We start from the raw sequence: 20,981 nt of genomic DNA on the forward strand, positions 1-20,981 counted from the left end.
GTCCCGGTCTCGCCGGAAGGCGCTGATCAGTGGACCGGCGGCCGCTCGACCGGCCGACCCAGAGGCTCCAGCACTTTCATCTTGCCCGAAAGGATGCTTGCGGCAATCACCACCAGCAGGGCCAATACCGCGACAGCCGCCCCGACCAGAGGCAGATGGTCCAGCGATACGCCGGCCCCCAGTACCAGACCGCCCAACCAGGCACCGACCGCATTGCCGACATTGAAGGCGCCCTGGTTCAGAGTCGAGGCCAGATTCGGTGCGCGCACCGCCTTGTCGAGCACCAGGATCTGCGCCGCCGGCGTCACCGCAAAGGCCGCCATCCCCCACACTGCCAGCGTGACCAGGGTCAGTGTCTTGTCGTGGCAGGTCCAGGCAAAACCGGTCAGTATCACGGCCAGAGCGATCATCAGCCCAGTCAGCGACGGCAGCAGCTTCCAGTCAGCCAGTCGACCGCCGGCCAGGCCGCCGACCGTGATGCCGCCACCGAACAGCAGCAGCACCCAGCTTTCGGCGCCTGCCGAAAAACCGGTGACATCCCTCAGGATATAGGCGATGTAGGTAAACACGGTGAACAGGCTGACCGAAGACAAGGTACTGATCAGCAGGGCCAGCTGCACCTGCGGATTCATCAGCGAAATGAACTCGTGCAGAATGTTGCCGCCCGCCACCGACTTGATCTTCTTCGGCAGCAGCAGATTCAGGGCGACCAGGGCGACGACGCCAATCAGCGAAACGGCCCAGAAGGTCGAACGCCAGCCATGCCACTGGCCCAGCGCGGTGCCGAAAGGCACACCCAGCACATTGGCCAGAGTCAGCCCGGTAAAGACCAGCGACATGGCCTGAGCCCGCTTCTCGCGCGGCACCAGATCGGCCGCCACCACCGCGGCAATGCCGAAGAAGGCCGCATGACAGAAAGCGGTAGCTACGCGTGCCGCCATGAGCAGGTCATAGCTGGGGGCCAGCGCGCACAGGATGTTGCCGATGGTAAACATCGTGATCAGACACAGCAGGGCGAAGCGCCGCGGCCAGCGCGCGGTCAGAATGGCCAGAATCGGCGCCCCGATCGCCACGCCCATGGCGTAGCCCGACACCAGCGAACCGGCTGCGGCGGTGCTGATATGAAGATTGTCCGCCACTTCGGGCAACAGCCCCATGATGACGAACTCGGTCGTGCCAATGCCGAAAGCGGCAATGGCCAATGCAAGCAATGGCAAATACATGATCGATCCAGAAAGGGCTGAGCGAAAGCGAACCGCCGCAGAAGATCCGCGGTGATTCGCTTGCATGACTGATACTGCGTTCCGGCATGGAAGGTCATGGCACCTGAGCAGTGCCGGCAGGAACGTTCAGGCGTAGTGTAAGCACTTGCCGGCGTGCCTTGCCAGCCTTCTTTGCATCCTTTCATCGCGGTCGGATGACGCGGCCCCGGCACGCCGGCAGCCGCCTTCCGAAAGCCCCGGTCAAGGCGCCGAGCGCGCCCATCCGTACCGCAGCTCGATCACCATTGCGACGCTGCCGCTGCCACCCCAGGGGTCACGATACGAGCATCGGCCATTCATCTTCAGCGGTCCGACACCCGGCAGGCCGGCGGCCGGTGACAGCTCGAGACAGACAACTGGACGCATGGATTTCCGGTGCCGGCACAAAGCGACACTTTGCCGCAATGATGATCATCTCCGGGACCGTCGCCGGCCCCGCCGCAGCGAGCGATGCCCCAGGAAACGACCGGCCAGCGCCCTCTCACAGCCCGATCACAAGCCGGCTTGTCTCGCTCGTGTCATAATAGTGGGCAGGACGCACCCGTCGCCCTCGTTCGCGAAGGCCGGGCGGCACCCAATTCACGGCCCGTGCCGACTGGCGCCTTTTGGCGACGGATGGCGGCGGGCATACATTCGACTTTGACGATTCTACGGTACTAACCCATGGTGGCAATGGCTAAGGAGCGCGTCCTGGACGTGCACCACTGGAACGACAGCTTGTTCAGCTTCCGCACGACGCGCAGCCCCGGTCTGCGTTTCGACAGCGGTCACTTCATCATGATCGGCCTGGAAGTCGATGGTAAGCCGCTGATGCGCGCCTACTCCATTGCCAGCGCCAACTATGAAGAGCATCTCGAGTTTTTCAGCATCAAGGTCGAGAACGGCCCGCTGACCTCGCGACTGCAGCACCTGAAGGCCGGCGACGAAGTCATCGTCAGCCACAAGCCGACCGGCACCCTGGTCCTCAACGACCTGAAGCCCGGCAAGAACCTTTACCTGCTGGGTACCGGCACCGGTCTGGCGCCCTTCCTCAGCATCATCCGCGATCCGGAAACCTACGAGCGGTTCGAAAAGATCGTGCTGGTCCACGGCGTGCGCCACATCAATGATCTGGCCTATGCCGACTACCTGGAAAACGAGCTGCCGCAGCACGAGTATCTGGGTGAAATGGTCCGCAACCAGCTGATCTACTACCCGACCGTGACCCGTGAGGCCTTCCGCAACGAAGGCCGCATCACCACCGCGATCGAAACCGACCAGATGACCAACACCATCGGCCTGCCGTCGCTGAATCCGGAAACCGACCGCGTGATGATGTGCGGCAGCCCGGCCATGCTGGACGAGGTCTGCCAGATCCTCGATGCCCGCGGCTTCCAGGCTTCGCCCCGTACCCGCGAACCCGGCGACTACGTGATCGAGCGCGCCTTCGTCGAAAAGTAAGACGGCATCCGCGCTGCACAGCCCGGATCCTCATCAAGGCCCGCTTCGAAGGAAGCGGGCCTTTTTACATGTGGCGATGGGACCCGCATGCGTGCGGGCAGGCCTGCCTCGCTCAGTCCCGCACTCGGCCCTTGCCCTCATTGTCCCAATAGCCGAACAGACGTCTGGCCACCAGCTTGTAGAGCCGCTTGACCGTCATTCGCCACAACCGTGAATACCAGGCCGGAGTCGCCAGAATCTGCCGCTGTCTGGCCGACAAGGCTTCCGGACAATAGGTGCGCTTGTGTTTGAGCAGGTGCCGGATATCTTCGCGCGCCATGCGCCGGAAAGCGGCACCACGGTCTGGCCGGACCGAGGCGAGCTGGAAGTCGACCAGTCCGGGCACACCGTCAGGCTGGACCAGCCAGTTCGGCTCCTTGGCCAGATCATTGTGGACGACCCCTGCGGCATGCACCCTGGCCAGCAGCCGCAGAGCCTGCCGGTAATAATCAGGATCGACAGGCCGACCTTGCTGCATCGGCAGACCGGGCACATGACTGCGGAACAGGTGACGTCCATCCCAGGCCAGCAGGCACGGGAGGCCCTCGATCCGGTCCAGCCGCCGCAACGCCTTGGCTTCGCGGGCGGCCGCCAGCCGGGCCAGACCTCGCAGCCACCAGCGGGCGGCCCCGATGTCACGCCGGATCACCAGCTTGCCATCGAGGCGCATCAACTCGATCCGGCCGAAGGCATCGGCCTTCAGCAATCTGACCGGCTCCGCCGCTCTCGGTTCTATCACTCCGCCCGCCTCGCTACACTGAGCCACATGAATGCATTCATGGCGGTATTGTCTCCGATCTTCCGCATCGCGTGCGCATCCTTCGCCCTGCCCGCACGCTCCCCGCGCATGACGCGGTGGCTGCTGCTGCCACTGCTGACCATGGCCGGTCCGGGCAACGTACTGGCCGCAGGCAGTACCCGGGCGGCCCCCTACACGCTGGACATTGCCACACCGCCGGTGTTCGCCCGCCTGTCGCCATTGCGGCAGGCCGCCATCGGCTGGAGTGATGACATGCGCGCCCGTTTTCTGCATGCATTGCCTGCCGCCGACATCCAGCCGCCCCCGCATGGCGGGCCCTGGCAGCTGCATCTTGAATACACACCGGTCATTGCCGCAGGCGGCTTCAGCACCCTGATCGGCAAAGGTTACAGCTGGACCGGCGGCGCCCATCCGGTACCGTTCATCAAGACCCTGAATTACGACAGCCGGCGACATCGGATGTTTGCCCTGGCCGACATGTTCAGCCAGCCGGAACCGGCCATCGCCGCCATCTGTCTGGAAGCGCGCCGCCAGTTGCTGGCACGACTGCAGGCGCCGGCAGGCCAGACCCGGCTGGACTCCGATCCGACCATGATCGAGCAAGGCACCCGGCCCGGACCCCATGCACTCGACCTGTTCGCGCCCATGGGGAGCGCCGGCAAACCCGCGCGTGCACTGCGCATCCTGTTTCCCAGCTATGCCGTCGCCCCCTATGTGGCCGGACCGCAGCAGGTGGACATCTCCCCCCAGGTCTTCGCGCGGTGGCTGAAGCCGGAGTATCGCAATCGTTTCCAGGGCGGCCGTTCGTGACGATCGCCCTGGCAATCCTCGCCCTCGCGCTGATCATCGGTGGTCTGGCCGGCACCGTGGTACCGGCCCTGCCCGGCATTCCCATGCTGTTCGGCGGCATCTGGCTGGCGGCGGTACTGGACGACTACCATCATCTGCCCGTGGCCTGGCTGGTGGTGATCGCCCTGGTCGGTCTGGTCGGCGTCGCGTGTGACTTCATCGCCGGCAGTCTGGGCGCCAAGCGGATCGGCGCCACTCCCGAAGCTCTTTGGGGGGCCGGTATCGGCACCGTGGCTGGCCTGTTCTTCGGGCTGCCCGGCTTGATTCTGGGCCCGTTTCTGGGCGCCCTGCTGGGCGAGTTCAGCACCGGCCGCAGCGTGTTGCGATCCACCCATGTCGGTCTCAGCACCTGGCTCGGACTGCTGCTGGGCGCGCTGGCCAAGCTGGTGCTGTCGCTGATCATGCTGGCGCTGGCGCTGGCTGGCTGGTTGTGGAACCGCGGCGGCTGAGGCCGTGATCAATCAGTCGAGGCCGGCACCACGTAAAGCAGGATCGCCAGAAAGTGCAGCACGCTGCCGGCCAGCACGAAGAAGTGCCAGATCGTGTGATGCCAGGGCATGCGCCGGGCCAGATAAAAGGGCACCCCCAGGGTGTAGGCCACGCCACCGGCCACCAGCATGGCCAGCCCGCCGCGGCTCAGATGATGATACAAGGGCTCGATGGCAACGATGCAGATCCAGCCCATGATGATGTACAAGACCAGCTCGAGCCGCCGCAACGACTTGAACAGCCCCAGCTGGGCCAGACTGCCGATCAGGGCCAGGCCCCAGACCAGGCCGAACAGGGTCCAGCCCCATGGCCCAGGCAAGGCCAACAGGGTGAACGGCGTATAGGTTCCGGCAATCAACAGGAAAATCGCCACATGATCGATGGTGCGCAGAATGCGACGCGCCAGCGGATAAGGTATCGAGTGGTACAGCGTCGAGGCACTGTAGAGCAGGACCAGACTGGCGCCGTAGATCGAGCAGGCCACCACCGAACGCGTGCTGCCATGCACCGCGGCCACGGCCACCAGCACGGTCAGCCCGATCACGCTGAGCACGATGCCTATCCCGTGTGTCACGCTGCTGCCGACTTCGTCCAGCCAGACCTGATGTCTTGGCAGACGCCGGATGGTCACGCTCATTGAGGATTCCTTTGCAAAAATGAAACGAGTGATCAAAAAGAAGGCCGGCATCGCGAGCGACGCCGGCCTCCCAGGGTACCGATGCTCCGGCCTTGCAGCCGACTACCGGTTTACCACAACACGTCCTTCTCGGCAGCAAATCCCTTCAGGCCGTGCTTCTCACCCAGACCATCGCGCAGATCGATTTCGATCGAACGGGTAATCGTCGTCAACGGCACGTCATGCTCGCTGTTCTCGAACGGATTCTGGATGTCGTTGCCGGTTTGCAGCAGCGCCAGGAACAGAAAGCCAGCCGCCGTCGAACCCAGCGGGGTATAAAAACCCAGCGATTCGACCATGCCCAGAGGCAGCAGGATGCAGAAGGCATGGGTGAACAGTACCGTATAGGTCGCGTACTGCTGCGGCAGCGGCGTGTTCTTGATGCGTTCCATGCCACCCTGCGCATTCGACAATGCCGTCATGGTGCTTTCCACCGCCGCCAGCCGGATGCTGTCCAGCTCGCCATGCTCGGCAAGCATCGCCGCACTGCGATCCAGGATCGCATTCGGCACATTGGCCACCTGCTTCAGGCGTTCGATTTCATCGGCCGGCAACCGTGGCGACAGTTCCTCCCATGGCACTTGCCGACGCAAGTGCAGCCGCAAGGCATGGACATAGGCGATATGCCGGTGGATCAGGGTCCGGCCCAGATCCTCGTGGCCGCGGGCCAGCAGGATCTTCGCCTCACGCGCGAAACTGCGCGAGTAGTTCACCATCGATCCCCACAGGATCCGGCCTTCCCACCAACGGGCATAAGCCGCGTTGTTGCGAAAGGTCAGATACACCGCCACCGCCGACCCGAGCAGGGTCAGCGGCAACGCCGGGAATTCGATCCAGTGCTGGGCCAGCCCCATGTAACCGGCAGTGACGATCACGTCCCAGGCGAACAGGACCGCCAGCGGCCTGCCCACATAGCGCATGATGTGCCCGAGATGGGCCCGACCCGGGACGATCATGCAACAGCCTCGGCCTGTTGCTGTTCGATCGCCTGATCCAGGGTCAGGAAGTCGCGCCCATTCTCGCTCAGGACCTGCACTTCGCCACGCTCGATGTTGTAGACCCAGCCCTGCAAGGCCAGCTCGCCATTGGCCAGAGCCGCTGCCACCGAGGGATGGGTACGCAGATGCGCCAGCTGCAACCGGACATTTTCCTCGATCAACGCGGTCAGCGCGGCGTCGCCTTCGGGCTTGCGGGTGAATACCACGCTGCGGGCCGCCTCGGCGTTGCGCAGCCAAGCGGCGACGGTCGGCATGGTCTCGGCCACGGCCTGCTGCGCCATCAACCCCTTCATCGCACCGCAGTCTGAGTGACCACAGACCACGATCTGGCGGACCTTGAGCGCGGACACCGCGTATTCAACGACCGCCGACACGCCTACCATCATCTCGCCATAACCCGGCACGATATTGCCGATGTTGCGACAGACGAACAGGTCGCCCGGCCGGGTCTGGGTAATCCGTTCCGGGACCACTCGCGAATCGGCGCAGGTCACGAACAGAGTATGCGGCGCCTGACCGTTGGCCAGGCTCTGGAACAGCTCGCGGTTTTCCGGAAATGCCTTGTGCGTGAACTCGTTCACGCCTTGCAGCAACTGCAGCAGATTGGCCCGCTCCTGATCAGGCTTCTTGTGGGTCGAGTCGTTCATTGCAGGGGCTCCTCTTGCATCACGCCGGAACCTTCCGGCGTTTGTGGTCACAATAAATGGAAATGGTTGCGCCGACGAGTCCTTTGCAGAACAGGACGGCGACGGCGATACCGCAAAGGTCATCGTCAGAATCCCGGCTGGACCAGTCCGGCCCGGAATCCTTGAGCACACATTGAGACCCGACCATATCGTAAAAAGTTGCGATTCTTCTGCGGCTTTTGGTCTCCGGGTTCAGCTCGCCCTCGCCTGCTGACCACAATTGCCTTTCCGAACAGATATCTGGACACGATGTTTCACCACGTCAGGCCGGCTGGCTCATTCAGTTTCCACGCGATAAATGGCTGTCGCCCGACCCCGATCAGGCAGTTTGCAGGTACCGGACAGATAGCCACTACGGATGTTTAACAGCAGGCGTGTTCCACTGTCGGGGTTACAGCGCAGGGATACCAGGCCCATGACCAACCCTCCGGATATGTTGCAGAAACTGCGACGCACCGTGCTTACCCATGCGATTGACGGCCTGCCCGATCTTGCCGCCCTGGCCTCCGAACTGAGCGCCAGGGTGGAAAGCTGCCGCGGACGCACCGATACCGGACTGGCCGCGCTGCTGGCCCGTGCCCGTGGCCACGAACAATGGTTGCTGGGCGAACATCGCCAGCCCAGGGTCAGCATGATGCTGATGACCTGGCCGGCCAATTTCAGCGGCCCCGTCCAGGAGCCCGTGCCGTTCTGGTCGATCGAGCTGGTACTGCAAGGCGCGCTGCGGATCGAGCATGTCGACGGTACGGACGAGGCATCCGCAACTTCATGCGACTGGCTGGGTGTGGGTGATTTCCGCATCATCCAGCCCGCCCGCAACGGCATCGGCCGCTGCCGGACCCGCAACCTGTCGAAAAGCGATACGGCAGTGACCTTGCATGTCTTTGGCGCCTCGCCCGCCAGTTATCTGAGCAGCGCGATGGACGAGCAGCCAGTTCCGGCCATCGATACGGAGCAGCACAGCCTCGAGGCCGGCGGCCGCCCCCGGCAGCCTGAACAGACTGCCCGCCAGCAGGATCGGACTTGCCCGATGAAGCCGCATTTGCTGTGATGCGGGTTCTCCTGCGGCGACGGCAATGGTGCCGTGCCTGCAGGAACAAGGATAAAGCATGCCGTTGTCACTGATCGCCTGTTCCGCACTGTTGCTGCATCTGTGTGGGATGGCCTGCGCCATGCATGCAGTGATGAGAGTCCGTACCTCGCAAGGCGCCATTGCCTGGGCCCTGGGTCTGGTGGTGATGCCTTATCTGACCCTGCTGCCCTATTTCTTTCTTGGCGCCAGCCGATTCCGTGGCTACGCCCGCTTGCGTCAGATGAATCAGCAACGTCGTCGCTACGTGGCCCGGCAGTGGCCGGAACGGGTTCCCTATCTGCAACGCCATCTGCCGGCGCCTGAACACCTGCAGCGCTTCAAGGCCATCAATGCCATGCTGCAGCAGCCGTTCTACAGCGGTCACAAGCTGCGATTGCTGATCAACGGCCAGGCCACCTTCAAGGCGATTTTCGAGGCGATCGCCCAGGCCGAACAGGTCATTCTGATCCAGTTCTTCATCATTCACGACGATGACATCGGCCGCCGACTGCAGCAGGCCCTGCTGGAAAAGGCCGCCGCCGGGGTCAGGATCTGCGTGCTGTATGACGGTATCGGCAGCCATGCCCTGCCTCGCCGCTATATCGAGACCCTGCGCGCCGCCGGCATCCGCATCCATGCCTTTGCCACCCGACGCTGGCGCAACCGCTTCCAGCTGAACTTCCGCAACCACCGCAAGATCGTTCTGATCGACGGTTGGCGAGTCTTTCTGGGAGGGCTGAATGTCGGCGACGAATACATGGGCAAGCAGCCGCCGCTGTCCCCCTGGCGCGACACGCACATGGAATTGCAGGGCCCGGCGGTGGCCGACGCCCACGCCTCGTTTCTGCGCGACTGGCGCTGGGTCACCGGCGAGCTGCCGCCGTTCCTGCCGCCACGCGAAGGCGAAGGCAACGCCACCTGCCTGGTCGCCGCGACCGGACCGGCCGACCGCCAGGAGACCTGCTCGCTGCTGTTTGTCACCCTGATCCATGCGGCGACGACGCGTATCTGGCTGACCTCGCCTTATTTCGTGCCCGACCCCTCGGTTTTCAGTGCACTGCGGCTGGCGGTCATGCGCGGCGTCGACGTGCGGATCCTTATCCCCTCGCGCCCGGACCACAGGGTAGTCTTTCTGGCCTCCAGCCTGCACGCGGCCGAAGCACACAAGGCCGGCATCAAGATGTTCCGGCTGCAACCGGGCTTCATCCACCAGAAGGTGGCCTTGATCGATGACGACACCAGCATGATCGGCAGCATGAATCTGGACAATCGCTCGTTCCGGCTCAACTTCGAAATCGGCGCCATCAATATCGACCGGGACTTCGCATGTCAGGTCGAAACCATGCTGGAACACGACTTTGAGCAAGCCTTGCCGGTGACCACGGAAGAATACCTGGGAGCGCCCTTCCCCCGCCGACTGGCCATGAACATCGCCCGCCTGATGGGACCGGTACTGTAAGTCCGCAGCGGCCTCAGACCGTGAGGACCGCTTCGGCGAAGCGCCTGGACAGCTGCCATGTCAGGGCCAGTGCCGCCATGGCCAGGATGGATGCGATACCGAAAAGGTCATGGTATCGCTGATGATCGGCCAGCAGGCCGCCCACCGGCCCGGCCACGCCCAGCGCCACGTCGACAAACACCGAGTAGGCCGCCAGCGCCGCGCCGCGATTGCTTCCATCGACACGATTGACCGCTTCCACCCCCAATGACGGGAAAACCAGCGAGAAACCCATGCCGGTCAGGGCCGTGCCCAGAATCGACCAGGCCGGGTGCGTTCCCAGCGCCAGAATCGCCAGCCCGAGACCTTCCACCAGAAAGGACAGCATCGCCACCCGATAGCCGCCATAGCGCGCAATCGACGGTCCGAACAGCAGCCGTATGCCGACAAAGGTCAGGCCGAACACGCTTAGGGTCAAGGCCGCGCCGCTCCAGTGCAACCAGGCGTAATACAAGGTGATGAAGGTCGCGATGACGCCGAAGCCGATGGCTCCCAGCGCCAGACCGATACCATAAGGCAGGACGCGGCCGAACACATGCGACATCGGCATGCGCTCCCCGGCGATCACATGCACGTCCGACTGCCGTCGGGCCTGCCAGAATGCCAGCGCCATCACGACCAGACCGATCACCCCGATCATCGACATCCCTGCCTGACGCTGGATCAGCACACCCAGCGGGGCCCCTGCCGCCAGGGCGCTGTAGGTCGCGACGCCACTCCAGGAGATGACCCGTGCCGTCTGCCCCGCGCCGACCCGACCGATGCCCCAGATGATGCAGCCGGTGCCAATGCAGCTTTCACCGAAACCCAGAGCCAGCCGACCGACCAGCAAGAGGCCGATGCAGACCCAGGGCAGTCGCCACAACTCGGCGGCCACGGCGACCAGACCGGCGCTGAGCCCGCAGGCAAGCAGGCCGATCTGCACCGTGTAACGCGGTCCGGCCGTATCGCTGGTGCGCCCGGCAAAGCCCCGGCTCAGCAGCGTAGCTACATATTGGACACTGATCACCAGCCCGGCCAGCACGGCACCGCTATGCAGGTCGCCATGCACGAAACCGGGCAGTGTCGACAACTGCATCCCGATCACAAGATAGGCCAGGAAATTGAAGACCACGGCGGCCACGATTTTCCGTGTCACCGAAACCGTCGAGGATTCTGTTGTTGCATGATCCATCATCAAGGGTTCCCGCTGAAATCAAGTCCGACAGAGGCGCCTTCAAGCATCCGGATCGGACGATCGCGTGGTGAAGAGGCGTATCACGAACCAGGCCGCGGCAATGCCCAACGCCACCCCGAGCATGTCGAAGAGCACTCGCATGTAAAGGGAGTCCACATCGTGGACGGCGTTGAGCCGGGTTTGCAGCAACTGATACGAGCCCATCGGCGCAAACTGAAAGAAAAAGATGTTCCAGAGATCCTGGCCGCCTGCCAGCAGCATGCCCAGGGGCCACGACCACCCGATGCTGATCCCGCTGGGCCAGCGCAGGGACCGACCGATGCGATGGAACAGCAGATAGACGAGCAGGCCGACCGGAACAGCCATCAGACCGCTCTCCAGACCGCCCAGCACCCCGTAGGCCATCCACGTCTGGTTGATAAACGGCATGGGCAGTCGCCTCGTCAAGTCGTTTTGCAAAACGGTATTATACGGGCTCCGCTCTGGCCGGCATCGGGCCGCCCCTCATGCGACAAGGAACCTCATGCCCGTCGAGCTCCCGGAAAAGGCCGCACTGATCGTGGTGGATGTCCAACCCGACTTCATGCCAGGCGGTCCCCTGCCCTGCCACGAGGGCGATGCCATCCTCGAGCCACTGGCCCGTCTGATGCGGCAGCGTCGTTTCCGCCACGTAATCGCGACCCAGGACTGGCATCCGGCCGGGCATGCGTCTTTTGCCAGCAGCCATCCCGGACGGCGGCCCTTCGAGACCATCCAGCTTCACGGCCATACGCAGACCCTTTGGCCGGAACACTGCGTGGAAGGCCGGCCCGGAGCCGCACTGCATCCGGACATCGACTGGACGCCGGCCGACCTGATCCTGCGCAAAGGGCGCCAGCTCCAGGTGGACTCCTACAGCGCCTTCCGGGAAAACATCGATGCGCGCGGTCGGCGTCAGCCCACGGGACTGGCCGGATGGCTGCGTGAACACGGCGTCAGCGAAGTATGGGTCGCCGGTCTGGCCCGCGACTACTGCGTACTGTGGACGGCCGAGGATGCGCGCGCCGAAGGTTTCCGGACCCGACTGTGCTGGGATCTCAGCCGGCCAGCGGATACGGGATCTGATGCCGACGTCCGTGCCAGCTGCAACCGCGCCGGCATCGAGATCGCGGACATCACGCCCGGCACCTGAGGCCTCTGCGTGGCGACCCGCCACGGGGCCGCACGTCTCTCGACGGCTCGGCTCCATCCCGGCCCTGCCGCCCGGGTCGAATCAGTCCCGGCGTACGGCGCGCATCTGCGCATAGGCCTGCAAGGCCCGTTCACGAGCCATGGCATGCTCCACCACGGGCTCGGGATAATCGATGCCCAGACGCACCCCGGCAGCGCGTGTCTGCGCGGAACTGGCCGTCCACGGCTGCTGGAGGGCCCGATCCGGCAACTTTGCCAGCTCGGGCAGCCAGTGCCTGACATAGGCCCCTTGCGCGTCGAACTTCTGGCCCTGCAGGATGGGGTTGAAGATACGGAAATAAGGTGCCGCATCCATGCCGCAACCGGCCACCCATTGCCAGCTGGCTGGATTGCTGGCGGGATCCGCATCGACCAGGGTATCCCAGAACCAGGCCTCGCCGTCACGCCAGTCCAGCAGCAGGTGCTTGACCAGGAACGAAGCCACCACCATCCGCACCCGGTTGTGCATCCAGCCGGTCGTCCACAGCTCGCGCATGCCGGCGTCGACCAGCGGATAGCCGGTCTGCCCGCGTTGCCAGGCCTTCAGCGCTGCCGGATCATGCCGCCACGGCATCGCCTCGAAGCTCGGCTGCAGCGGGCGTGACTCCAGCGCGGCATGATGGTAATGCAGGTACTGACAGAAGTCGCGCCAGCCCAGTTCAGCCAGAAACTTGTCGAGATCCTGTCCCGGCAGCCGGTGCTGCAAAGCCGCCGCCGACATGGCATGCCATATCTGCCGCGGTGACAAATGACCGAAGCGCAGATAAGGCGAGAGCCTGCTGCAATGGGCCTGCCCGGGGAAATCACGCCCCTCGGCATAACCGCACAGGCCTTCCTCGACAAACTGCTGCAACTGTCGCCAGGCCGCGGCCTCGCCGGGAACCCAGTGCGCGCGCAGACCACCGGCCCAGTCCGGCGTTCGAGGCAGCAGGTCAAGCTCGGCAAGGCTGCGCCGCGAAGCCAGGGACAAGCCCTGCAGCGAGGCAAAGCGCAGGTCGGCGGGCGCTGGCAATGGCAGTGGGGGTTCACCCGCCCGCAGGCAGGCCCGCCAATAGGCAGAGAACACCTGATAGGGCGGTGCCCCGTCCGGACGCAAGGTCCAAGGCTCGTGCAGCACCGAGCCGGCGTGACTGCTGGCCAGACGCCCCTCTGCCCGGAAGCGCTGCTTGATCCCGGCATCCATGGCGCGTTCGGCCTGACCATAACGGCGATTCCAGACCAGACCGGCTGCATCGACCTGGCTTGCCAGCTGTCCCAGCACGTCCGGTGCCGATCCCGCAAGCAGCAGCAATTCGCCGCCGCAGGCCCGCAGATCCTGATCCAGAGCCTGCAAGGCACCATGCAACCACCAGCTGGCCGCGCCACCCAGGCCGCGCATGCCTTCCTGCGCAGGCTGCAGCACATAAACACAGATCAGCGGCAGACCGCTACGCCGCGCATGCTCAAGAGCCGGATGATCCGCCAGCCTCAGATCATCGCGAAACCACACGACAAGGGGTCTGATGCCAGTCCCCGCGGCTTGTGCTGCCCAGTCTTCCACACCCACTCCTCAAATCCGTGACATGTCTCATCCCACCACGATCCGGTCGCGTCCGGCCGCCTTGGCCTGATACAGCGCCGCATCGGCGGCACTGACCCAGTCCTGGACACGGACATGGTCCGTATTGATCTCGGCGATACCGATGCTCAAGGTACAGGCCTTGACGGCCCCGTCCTGCTGTATGTAGGCGGCCATCATGCGCCGGATCCGCTCGGCCGCATATTGCCCGGCAAGCCGGTTCGCATTGATCAGCAACACCGCGAATTCGTCGCCGCCGTAACGCGCCGGCAAGTCACCGGAGCGCACCGTGGCACGCAGGATATCAGCCACCCCGCCCAGGATGCGATCACCGGTCTGGTGGCCATAGCGGTCATTGATCTCCTTGAAATGGTCCACGTCGATCAACAACAGTGAAGCGACCTGGCGGTAGAGACGAAACCGGCCATGGGCCTGGACGAGCCGGCTTTCGAAATACCGGCGATTGGGAAGCTCGATGCCGGCATCGGTCCGGTTCTGCCGCTGCAACAGCTCGTTGCGCGCTTGCAACTGCTGCAGCTGGGTACGCAACATGTAACTCAGCGCGAAGATATGGGTGAACAGACAGAACAGGCAGATGCGCATGCCTGCCTCGGACAGGTCCGGCCACCAGGGCCGTCCCAGCATCAGCCAGCCCGAAACCAGGCCGATAACCAGCATCAGAAGCGTACCGGCCAGGATCCGCCACGCTCCGGAAGCCACCCGGCCGGCCAGAAGCACGCAGGCCAGCACGGTGCCCGGCACCGGCGAAAGGCCGGTCGCGGCAATCCAGAATCCCGCAAACAGACCTTCCAGCACCCACTGACGCCGTTCTGTCCGCAGCGGCGTGACCGATCTGCGGGCATGCCACCAGGCCATCGGTGGCCAGAGTGCAAGATTGAGCAGCAGCGCCACCCAGACCAGACCGCCATAAGAGTGGCCATGGGCTTTCAAGGTGGCCGCGATGGCGATGCTGCCGAGCACCGCCCCCACCATCCGCATCAGACATACCCGATCCACAGTGCGCAGCTCATTGGCGCGCCGTTCTTCCGCGATGGCGTAATGCGGCATGGACTTCAATCCGAAGCGGTGGTGAGAACCGAAGTGAACAACGCCAATCCTGCGTTTCCATGGCCACCGCACCGCCGATCGCCGACGGGCATCAACACGGCCCCCCCCTGGCTCCTGCCCGGGCAAGCACCTGGAACGACCATCCACACAACCCGATGTCGGCGCTCAATCCTCTCATCATAACCTCGCAAGACTTTATCGGCATGCGTCACTTTGATACAATTTATTGACTTGAAATTCATCAAATGACGCTGGATTGAAATCCCTTTCGCCCGCCAGTCCTGATATGCATTTGTGGCCGTCTTCGATGCCACCTAGAATGCGGTCATGATGGCTGCCTCCGCCAGCCACGCCCCTCGACCCGATCGCGTGTCCATACCCCATCCCATTCCCTACCAGGGCAGCAAACGCCGACTCGCCCCGCAGATACAGCGCTGCCTGCCCGCCGGCATTGATCGTTTCTATGAACCTTTCGCCGGCTCGGCGGCCATGTCCTTGTACATGGCACAGCATAAACTGGCGCGCCGGTTCGTCATCGCCGATTGCCTGCCACCGATGATCGAACTCTGGCAGACCATCGTCGAACGGCCCGAACAGATCGCATCCGCCTATGCCAGACTCTGGTCAGGTCAGCAACAGGCGGACGAGAACTACTACTACCGTATCCGGGATCGATACAATCGCCTGCAGGATCCCACTGACCTGCTGTACCTGATCTGCCGCTGCGTGAAGAACTCCATCCGCTTCAATTCGGCGGGACAGTTCACCCAGTCGGTGGATCGAAGACGACTGGGCACGCGTCCCGATGGCATGAGTCGATCCCTGGCCGGGGCTTCCATGCTGCTGCAGGGTCGCAGCGAATTTCGCTGTGGCGACTGGCGAGATACCACGGCCGATGCCTGTGGACAGGATTTCATCTATCTGGATCCGCCGTACATGGGCACCACCATCGGCCGCGACAAACGCTATCGACAGCAGCTTCCGCAAGCTGATCTGGTGACCGGTCTGGAACACTACAACCGGCAAGGCCTGCGCTTCGCCGTCTCGTATGACGGCCTGACCGGCACCCGGGTCTACGGCCCTCCCCTGCCCGTCACGCTCGGACTCCGGCAACTGCTGATCGATGCCGGATGGTCAACCCAGGCCACTCTGCACGGGCGTTCGGAAAGGACGTATGAAAGTCTTTATCTATCCCCCTTCAGCGGCCAGCCTTCCGTACAGGGAGATCGCGGTCACCGTTGCTGCGAGCCAGCATCCCCTTGATGCGACCGCTACGCGGTGGGCGCATGAACCGGTGCCGCCTGACATCCCGGTATGACGACTGCTGCAGTTGGCATCCAGTCATGACGCCCATGGCACCATGTCGCTGTCAACAATAAATGGAGCTGGACATGAAGCCCAAAGTGCTGCTCTTGGTCACGCTGAGCATGCTGACTCTCAGCGCCTGCGATCCCTATCATCACGATCATCGCCACCACCAGGGCTGGCATCAGCAGGGCGGACCTGATCGTGGCCCGGGTCAGAGGCCCGGCGGTCCGGGTGGTCCCGGCGGACCGCCATCCGGAGGGCGCGGCGGCTATTGAGCCACTCCAAGCCTTCCTGCTGCGCGAGCAGAGTCTTGCCTCTGTGTCCGGCCATGACCTCGATGTCATGGCCGGAAGGCCCATGATCGCCCCCCCCTCACTGGCGCAACACGCCAACGACTGCCCCGATCCTCCGGTGATGGCACGGCCCAGGCCGCTCCGGAACTCTGGTTGCGCCGGACCGGCCATGCACGACAAGCGGACCATCCGGCAATTGAGCGCCCGCCCCTGCCCTGGACACAGGTGACAAGGCAGCCGCTGCCTTGCCTCGCAATACACCCCTTGAACAAGCCGCATCGCTCGGAACCGAGCCGGAGACGCGCGACGACGCCGGCATCAGAGGCCGACGTCGTCCGCCATGTCATGCTCAGTATTCGGGCTGCTTGCTGTCCACCGGAATCGAAGTCGGCGTGCCCTTGGTCCCGGAGTAGGTCAGGATCAGCACGGTAGGCACATCTCCACTGATGCCGCGGTGCACATCGTTGACCGACTCGGCAAAGGCCTGGCCGGTGGTGAAGGTCTTCTTCTTGCCGCTCTCTCTGTCCTCGATCGTCAGCTGTCCAGCCAGCACATAGCCGGCGTTGGGGACCGGATGCTTGTGCCAGGGCAGGGCCGTATGTGCAGGGATGGTCAGCTTGATCACGGTCAGCTGCGGCGATGTCGAAGGATAGGCGACATATTTGACGCCGTTCCAGGATGACTCGCTTTTGACCAGGGTGTCGGCATGTGCCGTGGCCACGGTCTGTGCTGACAACGGGGCCGCCAGCAGGCCCGGTACTGCCATGAGCAGGGACAACAACAGGGACTTGCGCATCTGGAACCTCCTTGGATCATGACGCGAAATCAATGCTTGCCCGCAGCATACTCCCGCACACGGTACTCCGCCAAATCATCCATGGCACACGCGCCGAGACGATGGAGGACCATGGACGCCCATGACGTGGCGTGGATTCATACATCCCCTGCCCCGACAGTCAGGTCATCGTGACAAGCTGCGGGACAGCTACAGCCCTTCGACAGCCTGGGCTACTGCTCTGAACAGCGCACGCCCCTTGCTCATGGTCTCCTCCCATTCGGAGGACGGATCTGAATCATAGACGATACCCGCGCCCGCCTGGACATAAAGGCGACCATTCTGGATGACGGCCGTACGGATCGCGATCGCCGTATCAGCATCACCCCACCAGCCGATCCAGCCGATGGCCCCGGCGTAGATGTTGCGTTTGAAGGGCTCCAGTTCCTGGATGATTTCCAGCGCGCGGATCTTGGGAGCGCCGCTCAGAGTGCCTGCCGGAAAAGTCGCTTTCAGCACATCCATGTAATTCAGGCCGGCCTTGAAGTCACCCTGCACCTGGGAAACGATATGCATGACATGGGAATAACGCTCTACGGTGAAGGATTCGCTGACTTCCACCGTACCGGTCTTGCTGATGCGTCCGATATCATTGCGGCCCAGATCGATCAGCATCACATGCTCTGCACGCTCCTTGGGATCGGCCAGCAGTTCGGCTTCCAAAGCCATGTCCTCGGCTTCGTCGCGGCCACGCTTGCGAGTGCCTGCCAACGGTCGAACCATGACCTTGCCGTCCTTCAACCGCGCCAGAATCTCCGGCGACGAGCCGACGATCTGGGTCTCGCCCAGATCCACGAAATACATGTAAGGCGATGGATTGAGCGCGCGCAAGGCCCGATAAACATCCAGAGGTCTGGCATTGAAGCCCACGCTGAGTCGCTGCGAGGGCACGACCTGGAAGATATCGCCCGCCCGGATATGCTCCTTGGCCTTCTCGACCATCGCTTCGAACCCTTCCTTGGTGAAGGATGACTTGAAGTCGCTTTCATCCAGTGCCTTGGCATGAGCCTGCGGCCGGGGCGGATAGCTGGCCCCACCCTGGCGCAGACGATACACCAGCGCGTCAAGACGACGGCATGCATCAGCCCAGGCATGCGGTTGGGACGGATCGGCGTGGACAATCAGGTACAGTCGGCCCTTGAGATTGTCGAATACGGCCAGTTCCTCGGCCAGCATCAGCAGCACATCGGGGGTGCCCAGCTCGTCCTTGCGATCCCATTGCGCCAGCCGGGGCTCGATATAACCGATGGTCTCGAAGCCGAAATAACCGACCAGACCGCCGGAAAAGACCGGCAGCTGCGGCAGGCGCGGCACTTCATACTGCGTGCGCAAGACCTCGATCTCCGCCAGCGGATCATCGAGATGCCGGCGCTCGACCACCTCGCCAGCCACCTCGACCTCCAGCTCATGTCCGCACAGGCGATAGACCTTGCGGGCCGGCAGGCCGATAAACGAATGGCGCCCCCAGGTAGCACCGCCCTCGACGGACTCGAACAGGAAGGTGTAGGGGCCGTCGGCCAGCTTCAGATATACCGAAAGAGGGGTGTCCAGGTCGGAGAAGACCTCCCGCACCACCGGAATACGGGTATAACCTTCAGCGGCCAGCGCATCGAACTCGGCTTTGGAAATCACTTGGGTCTGTTCCGTCTACTTGCTACTCGGCAGTCATTGTGGCACCCCGGCATCACCGCGCAAAGTGCCCTGCCGCCGAAGGGCGGTCTCAATGACCGGAATCACTGCCGGCCAGCCGCGTCCGCGGCAGGCTGCGCAGATGCATGGTGAAGGCCACCCCGCTGCCGTCGGCCAGATTGCGCGCCGTGGCACGGCCGCGATGGAATTCACAGACCAGTTTCACCACATACAGCCCCAGTCCCAGATGCGGGGCCTCGCCCGGTGCGGCATTGTTGCGCTGACTGACCAGAGAGCCGAACAACTGGACCCCCAGCCCTTCGGGCAGCAAGGGCCCGCGATTGGCCACCTCGAGCAGAATCTCGTCTTCGTAGCGACGCAGACTCAGGCGAATCCAGCCGGACTCCGGACTGAAGGACAGCGCGTTGTCAAACAACTTGTCCAATGCCTGCGCGATCAGCTCCGGTGCGCCATGCAGAAATACCGGTACCGGAGGCAGCTGGCATTCCAGCTGTCGCGGCCCGACCAGACCGCGATAGGCCTCGACACAGCCGCCGACCAGCGCCCCCAGCTCGATGTCTTCCAGATCGGTGGAGGCGATGGCCTGCTCGACCCGGCTGGACTCACTCATTGCCCGCACCAGATGGCTGAGCCGGGCCAGACCGTCACGTGCGCGCGAAAGATAGGCCTCGCCTCCTGGCGGCAAGGGGCTGGGCAAAACCAGTTCGAGATTGTCCAGCGAAGACTTGACGATGGCCAGCGGCGTATTCAGTTCGTGTGACAGCTTGGAGGCCAGTGTCCGCAGATAACTGGTATAGCCGTCGATCATGCCGAACAGGGCCTCGAAGCGGCGGGCCAGCTCGCCGATCTCGTCTTCCGATGCCGTCAGCGCGGATGCGCCCAGGGACAGACTGCCGGCATATCGACCGTCATTGAGTTCCACCCGACGGATCGCATGCGACAGGCGCCTGAGCCGCCAGCTGAGCCGCGTCGCGAAGACCAGCAGGATGCCACCGGCCAGGAGCATGGCCGCCAGGCTGCTCAGCAACAGCTCCAGCAAGGCCTTGTTGGCCATCAACGGCATCGCGCTGCTGACCTGCTCGATCAGCAGCACGCTCTGCAGCTTCCCGCCACGCAAGATCGGCACCGCCACCGACAATACCGTGCTGCCTCGAGTCTCCCCATAATGCCAGCGGACGCTGGCACGGCCCTGGGCGATCGCCGCCGGCAAGGGCAGACGTGGCGCGTCCTGCATCCACAGCTCGGCCGGCTCGATGGTGCCGGCCAGCAGGACTTCGTAGATCAAGGTAGCCAGCCAGCCCGGCTCCGCACGCGCCGAACGCAGGGCACCGGTTTCACCCAGCACCCAGCCATCGGCGGAAAGCACTCTGGCCCGGGTCCCGCTGGGCGCCAGTTCGGCCAGCTCGGAAGAAATCGCCGGTGACAGGCGGAATACCGGACGCTCATCCGCCCGCGCGGGATCACCCGGACCATGGCCGCGGTGCAGGCCGATCCCCAGGCCATTCAGCAAGGTGGTCAAGGGCAAGGCCAGCTCGACCTGCCAGTGAGTGCCATCTTCCTGCCATTGTCCGCTGAAGGTCTCCGGCAGCCCTTCCACCGGCGGATCCAGACCCTGCGCCTGCACCGTCCCCGGGGCTGCACTGGCCAGCAGATAACGCCGCCAGCGCGTACCATCGCTCAAAGCCAGAACCAGATGGTCGGCCTGCAACGCCCGGGGATCGTCACTGTCGGCACGAACCCGGCTGGAAACCGGCATCGATACGAACAGATAGGCCTGAGTGCCATTGGCCGCCAGCAAGACCTGTCCGTCACCGCCTGGCGGGTGCTGCTGCCAGGGCGTCAGCGGCGCCCAGTCATCCGCATAACCGTCCACCGTGATCGGATTCAGGCTGGTCTGCAGATACCAACCACGCTCGGCCGTCGGCAAGGGCGAGTCGTCCAGCAACATGCCACGGGCTACTGCCCGTGCCGCCGCGGTCAAGGCCTGGGCCTGGCCCTCGCGAAGCAGGCCCTGCATCTGACGCAGATACAACCAGCCCGTGACCGGCAATACCAGGGTGCACAGGGCCAGCCACAGCAATTTTCGACGCAGACTCATGAATTACCGCCGTGCC

At 63.8% G+C, this 20,981-nt stretch carries 21 protein-coding genes; 8 read left to right on the forward strand and 13 right to left on the reverse strand.

Annotation, left to right across the window (positions count from 1 at the left end):
• Positions 1-26: 26 nt before the first annotated feature.
• Both FRAAU_RS13105 and FRAAU_RS17290 read right to left on the reverse strand, forming a co-directional pair.
• On the reverse strand, positions 27-1,223 hold the full coding sequence (locus FRAAU_RS13105; protein ID WP_014403993.1) for an MFS transporter: 1,197 nt from the start codon (positions 1,221-1,223) through the stop codon (positions 27-29).
• Between the two features lie 240 nt (positions 1,224-1,463).
• A complete protein-coding gene (locus FRAAU_RS17290; protein WP_014403994.1) occupies positions 1,464-1,628 on the reverse strand; it encodes a hypothetical protein in 165 nt (54 codons plus the stop codon).
• A gap of 297 nt (positions 1,629-1,925) precedes the next feature.
• Here FRAAU_RS17290 and FRAAU_RS13110 point away from each other — a divergent pair, with 297 nt between their 5' ends.
• Positions 1,926-2,702, forward strand: a complete 777-nt coding sequence (locus FRAAU_RS13110; protein WP_014403995.1) for a ferredoxin--NADP reductase — start codon at positions 1,926-1,928, stop codon at positions 2,700-2,702.
• Positions 2,703-2,814: 112 nt separating this feature from the next.
• On the opposite strand, the gene FRAAU_RS13115 is transcribed toward FRAAU_RS13110, so the two are convergent.
• Complete coding sequence (locus tag FRAAU_RS13115) at positions 2,815-3,411, reverse strand: RIO1 family regulatory kinase/ATPase domain-containing protein (protein ID WP_245546486.1); 597 nt, start codon at positions 3,409-3,411, stop codon at positions 2,815-2,817.
• A 96-nt stretch (positions 3,412-3,507) separates the two neighbouring features.
• On the opposite strand from FRAAU_RS13115, the gene FRAAU_RS16640 reads away from it, so the two are divergent.
• Entirely contained in the window at positions 3,508-4,311 is an 804-nt protein-coding gene (locus FRAAU_RS16640) for an RsiV family protein (RefSeq protein ID WP_014403997.1), read from the forward strand.
• Positions 4,308-4,799 carry a DUF456 domain-containing protein gene (locus tag FRAAU_RS13125; protein WP_014403998.1) on the forward strand — a complete coding sequence of 164 codons (492 nt, stop codon included), beginning with the start codon at positions 4,308-4,310 and terminating at the stop codon, positions 4,797-4,799. Before FRAAU_RS16640 ends, FRAAU_RS13125 begins: the two co-directional genes overlap by 4 nt.
• A gap of 8 nt (positions 4,800-4,807) precedes the next feature.
• On the opposite strand, the gene trhA is transcribed toward FRAAU_RS13125, so the two are convergent.
• The 3 genes from trhA to FRAAU_RS13140 form a co-directional block, all read right to left on the reverse strand.
• A complete protein-coding gene (gene trhA, locus FRAAU_RS13130; RefSeq protein ID WP_014403999.1) occupies positions 4,808-5,476 on the reverse strand; it encodes a PAQR family membrane homeostasis protein TrhA in 669 nt (222 codons plus the stop codon).
• A gap of 110 nt (positions 5,477-5,586) precedes the next feature.
• On the reverse strand, positions 5,587-6,471 hold the full coding sequence (locus tag FRAAU_RS13135; protein ID WP_014404000.1) for a bestrophin family protein: 885 nt from the start codon (positions 6,469-6,471) through the stop codon (positions 5,587-5,589).
• Complete coding sequence (locus FRAAU_RS13140; RefSeq protein WP_014404001.1) at positions 6,468-7,160, reverse strand: carbonic anhydrase; 693 nt, start codon at positions 7,158-7,160, stop codon at positions 6,468-6,470. The genes FRAAU_RS13135 and FRAAU_RS13140 overlap by 4 nt, the downstream gene beginning before the upstream one ends.
• A 454-nt stretch (positions 7,161-7,614) precedes the next feature.
• Here FRAAU_RS13140 and FRAAU_RS13145 point away from each other — a divergent pair, with 454 nt between their 5' ends.
• Positions 7,615-8,250 (forward strand): hypothetical protein, encoded by a 636-nt coding sequence (locus FRAAU_RS13145; RefSeq protein WP_014404002.1) that lies wholly within the window; start codon positions 7,615-7,617, stop codon positions 8,248-8,250.
• Between the two features lie 58 nt (positions 8,251-8,308).
• The gene (cls, locus tag FRAAU_RS13150) at positions 8,309-9,730 is read left to right on the forward strand and encodes a cardiolipin synthase (protein ID WP_014404003.1); all 1,422 of its coding nucleotides are present in this window, start codon (positions 8,309-8,311) and stop codon (positions 9,728-9,730) included.
• Positions 9,731-9,743: 13 nt separating this feature from the next.
• On the opposite strand, the gene FRAAU_RS13155 is transcribed toward cls, so the two are convergent.
• Entirely contained in the window at positions 9,744-10,946 is a 1,203-nt protein-coding gene (locus FRAAU_RS13155) for an MFS transporter (RefSeq protein ID WP_014404004.1), read from the reverse strand.
• A gap of 39 nt (positions 10,947-10,985) precedes the next feature.
• A complete protein-coding gene (locus FRAAU_RS13160; RefSeq protein WP_014404005.1) occupies positions 10,986-11,375 on the reverse strand; it encodes a hypothetical protein in 390 nt (129 codons plus the stop codon).
• A 94-nt stretch (positions 11,376-11,469) separates the two neighbouring features.
• Here FRAAU_RS13160 and FRAAU_RS13165 point away from each other — a divergent pair, with 94 nt between their 5' ends.
• Positions 11,470-12,117 (forward strand): nicotinamidase, encoded by a 648-nt coding sequence (locus FRAAU_RS13165; RefSeq protein ID WP_014404006.1) that lies wholly within the window; start codon positions 11,470-11,472, stop codon positions 12,115-12,117.
• Positions 12,118-12,198: 81 nt separating this feature from the next.
• On the opposite strand, the gene FRAAU_RS13170 is transcribed toward FRAAU_RS13165, so the two are convergent.
• A complete protein-coding gene (locus FRAAU_RS13170) occupies positions 12,199-13,644 on the reverse strand; it encodes a cryptochrome/photolyase family protein (RefSeq protein ID WP_217176228.1) in 1,446 nt (481 codons plus the stop codon).
• Between the two features lie 78 nt (positions 13,645-13,722).
• The gene (locus tag FRAAU_RS16645; protein WP_014404008.1) at positions 13,723-14,781 is read right to left on the reverse strand and encodes a sensor domain-containing diguanylate cyclase; all 1,059 of its coding nucleotides are present in this window, start codon (positions 14,779-14,781) and stop codon (positions 13,723-13,725) included.
• A gap of 327 nt (positions 14,782-15,108) precedes the next feature.
• Between FRAAU_RS16645 and FRAAU_RS13180 the strand changes: the two genes are divergently transcribed.
• Together FRAAU_RS13180 and FRAAU_RS13185 are read left to right on the forward strand one after the other, a co-directional pair.
• Positions 15,109-16,044 (forward strand): Dam family site-specific DNA-(adenine-N6)-methyltransferase, encoded by a 936-nt coding sequence (locus FRAAU_RS13180; protein WP_014404009.1) that lies wholly within the window; start codon positions 15,109-15,111, stop codon positions 16,042-16,044.
• Positions 16,045-16,172: 128 nt separating this feature from the next.
• On the forward strand, positions 16,173-16,364 hold the full coding sequence (locus FRAAU_RS13185) for a hypothetical protein (protein WP_014404010.1): 192 nt from the start codon (positions 16,173-16,175) through the stop codon (positions 16,362-16,364).
• Positions 16,365-16,731: 367 nt separating this feature from the next.
• On the opposite strand, the gene FRAAU_RS13190 is transcribed toward FRAAU_RS13185, so the two are convergent.
• The 3 genes from FRAAU_RS13190 to FRAAU_RS13200 all read right to left on the reverse strand — a co-directional run bounded on the left by FRAAU_RS13190 (position 16,732) and on the right by FRAAU_RS13200 (position 20,965).
• Positions 16,732-17,178 carry a cupin domain-containing protein gene (locus FRAAU_RS13190; RefSeq protein ID WP_014404011.1) on the reverse strand — a complete coding sequence of 149 codons (447 nt, stop codon included), beginning with the start codon at positions 17,176-17,178 and terminating at the stop codon, positions 16,732-16,734.
• A 189-nt stretch (positions 17,179-17,367) separates the two neighbouring features.
• Positions 17,368-18,849 (reverse strand): anthranilate synthase component I, encoded by a 1,482-nt coding sequence (trpE, locus tag FRAAU_RS13195; protein ID WP_014404012.1) that lies wholly within the window; start codon positions 18,847-18,849, stop codon positions 17,368-17,370.
• An 88-nt stretch (positions 18,850-18,937) separates the two neighbouring features.
• Positions 18,938-20,965, reverse strand: a complete 2,028-nt coding sequence (locus tag FRAAU_RS13200; RefSeq protein ID WP_014404013.1) for an ATP-binding protein — start codon at positions 20,963-20,965, stop codon at positions 18,938-18,940.
• Positions 20,966-20,981: the final 16 nt, after the last annotated feature.

The sequence above is a fragment of the Frateuria aurantia DSM 6220 genome (assembly GCF_000242255.2).
GTDB lineage: Bacteria > Pseudomonadota > Gammaproteobacteria > Xanthomonadales > Rhodanobacteraceae > Frateuria > Frateuria aurantia.

Bases quoted from the DNA above. Each gene is read 5' to 3' on its own strand.
- FRAAU_RS13110 (WP_014403995.1), top strand. From the start codon at position 1,926: ATGGTGGCAATGGCTAAGGAGCGCGTCCTGGACGTGCACCACTGGAAC.
- trhA (WP_014403999.1), bottom strand. From the start codon at position 5,476: ATGAGCGTGACCATCCGGCGTCTGCCAAGACATCAGGTCTGGCTGGAC.
- FRAAU_RS17290 (WP_014403994.1), bottom strand. From the start codon at position 1,628: ATGCGTCCAGTTGTCTGTCTCGAGCTGTCACCGGCCGCCGGCCTGCCG.
- FRAAU_RS13115 (WP_245546486.1), bottom strand. From the start codon at position 3,411: ATGCGCCTCGATGGCAAGCTGGTGATCCGGCGTGACATCGGGGCCGCC.
- FRAAU_RS16640 (WP_014403997.1), top strand. From the start codon at position 3,508: ATGAATGCATTCATGGCGGTATTGTCTCCGATCTTCCGCATCGCGTGC.
- FRAAU_RS16645 (WP_014404008.1), bottom strand. From the start codon at position 14,781: ATGCCGCATTACGCCATCGCGGAAGAACGGCGCGCCAATGAGCTGCGC.
- FRAAU_RS13200 (WP_014404013.1), bottom strand. From the start codon at position 20,965: ATGAGTCTGCGTCGAAAATTGCTGTGGCTGGCCCTGTGCACCCTGGTA.
- FRAAU_RS13180 (WP_014404009.1), top strand. From the start codon at position 15,109: ATGATGGCTGCCTCCGCCAGCCACGCCCCTCGACCCGATCGCGTGTCC.
- FRAAU_RS13140 (WP_014404001.1), bottom strand. From the start codon at position 7,160: ATGAACGACTCGACCCACAAGAAGCCTGATCAGGAGCGGGCCAATCTG.
- cls (WP_014404003.1), top strand. From the start codon at position 8,309: ATGCCGTTGTCACTGATCGCCTGTTCCGCACTGTTGCTGCATCTGTGT.
- FRAAU_RS13145 (WP_014404002.1), top strand. From the start codon at position 7,615: ATGACCAACCCTCCGGATATGTTGCAGAAACTGCGACGCACCGTGCTT.
- FRAAU_RS13185 (WP_014404010.1), top strand. From the start codon at position 16,173: ATGAAGCCCAAAGTGCTGCTCTTGGTCACGCTGAGCATGCTGACTCTC.
- FRAAU_RS13135 (WP_014404000.1), bottom strand. From the start codon at position 6,471: ATGATCGTCCCGGGTCGGGCCCATCTCGGGCACATCATGCGCTATGTG.
- FRAAU_RS13190 (WP_014404011.1), bottom strand. From the start codon at position 17,178: ATGCGCAAGTCCCTGTTGTTGTCCCTGCTCATGGCAGTACCGGGCCTG.
- FRAAU_RS13160 (WP_014404005.1), bottom strand. From the start codon at position 11,375: ATGCCGTTTATCAACCAGACGTGGATGGCCTACGGGGTGCTGGGCGGT.
- FRAAU_RS13155 (WP_014404004.1), bottom strand. From the start codon at position 10,946: ATGATGGATCATGCAACAACAGAATCCTCGACGGTTTCGGTGACACGG.
- FRAAU_RS13165 (WP_014404006.1), top strand. From the start codon at position 11,470: ATGCCCGTCGAGCTCCCGGAAAAGGCCGCACTGATCGTGGTGGATGTC.
- FRAAU_RS13105 (WP_014403993.1), bottom strand. From the start codon at position 1,223: ATGTATTTGCCATTGCTTGCATTGGCCATTGCCGCTTTCGGCATTGGC.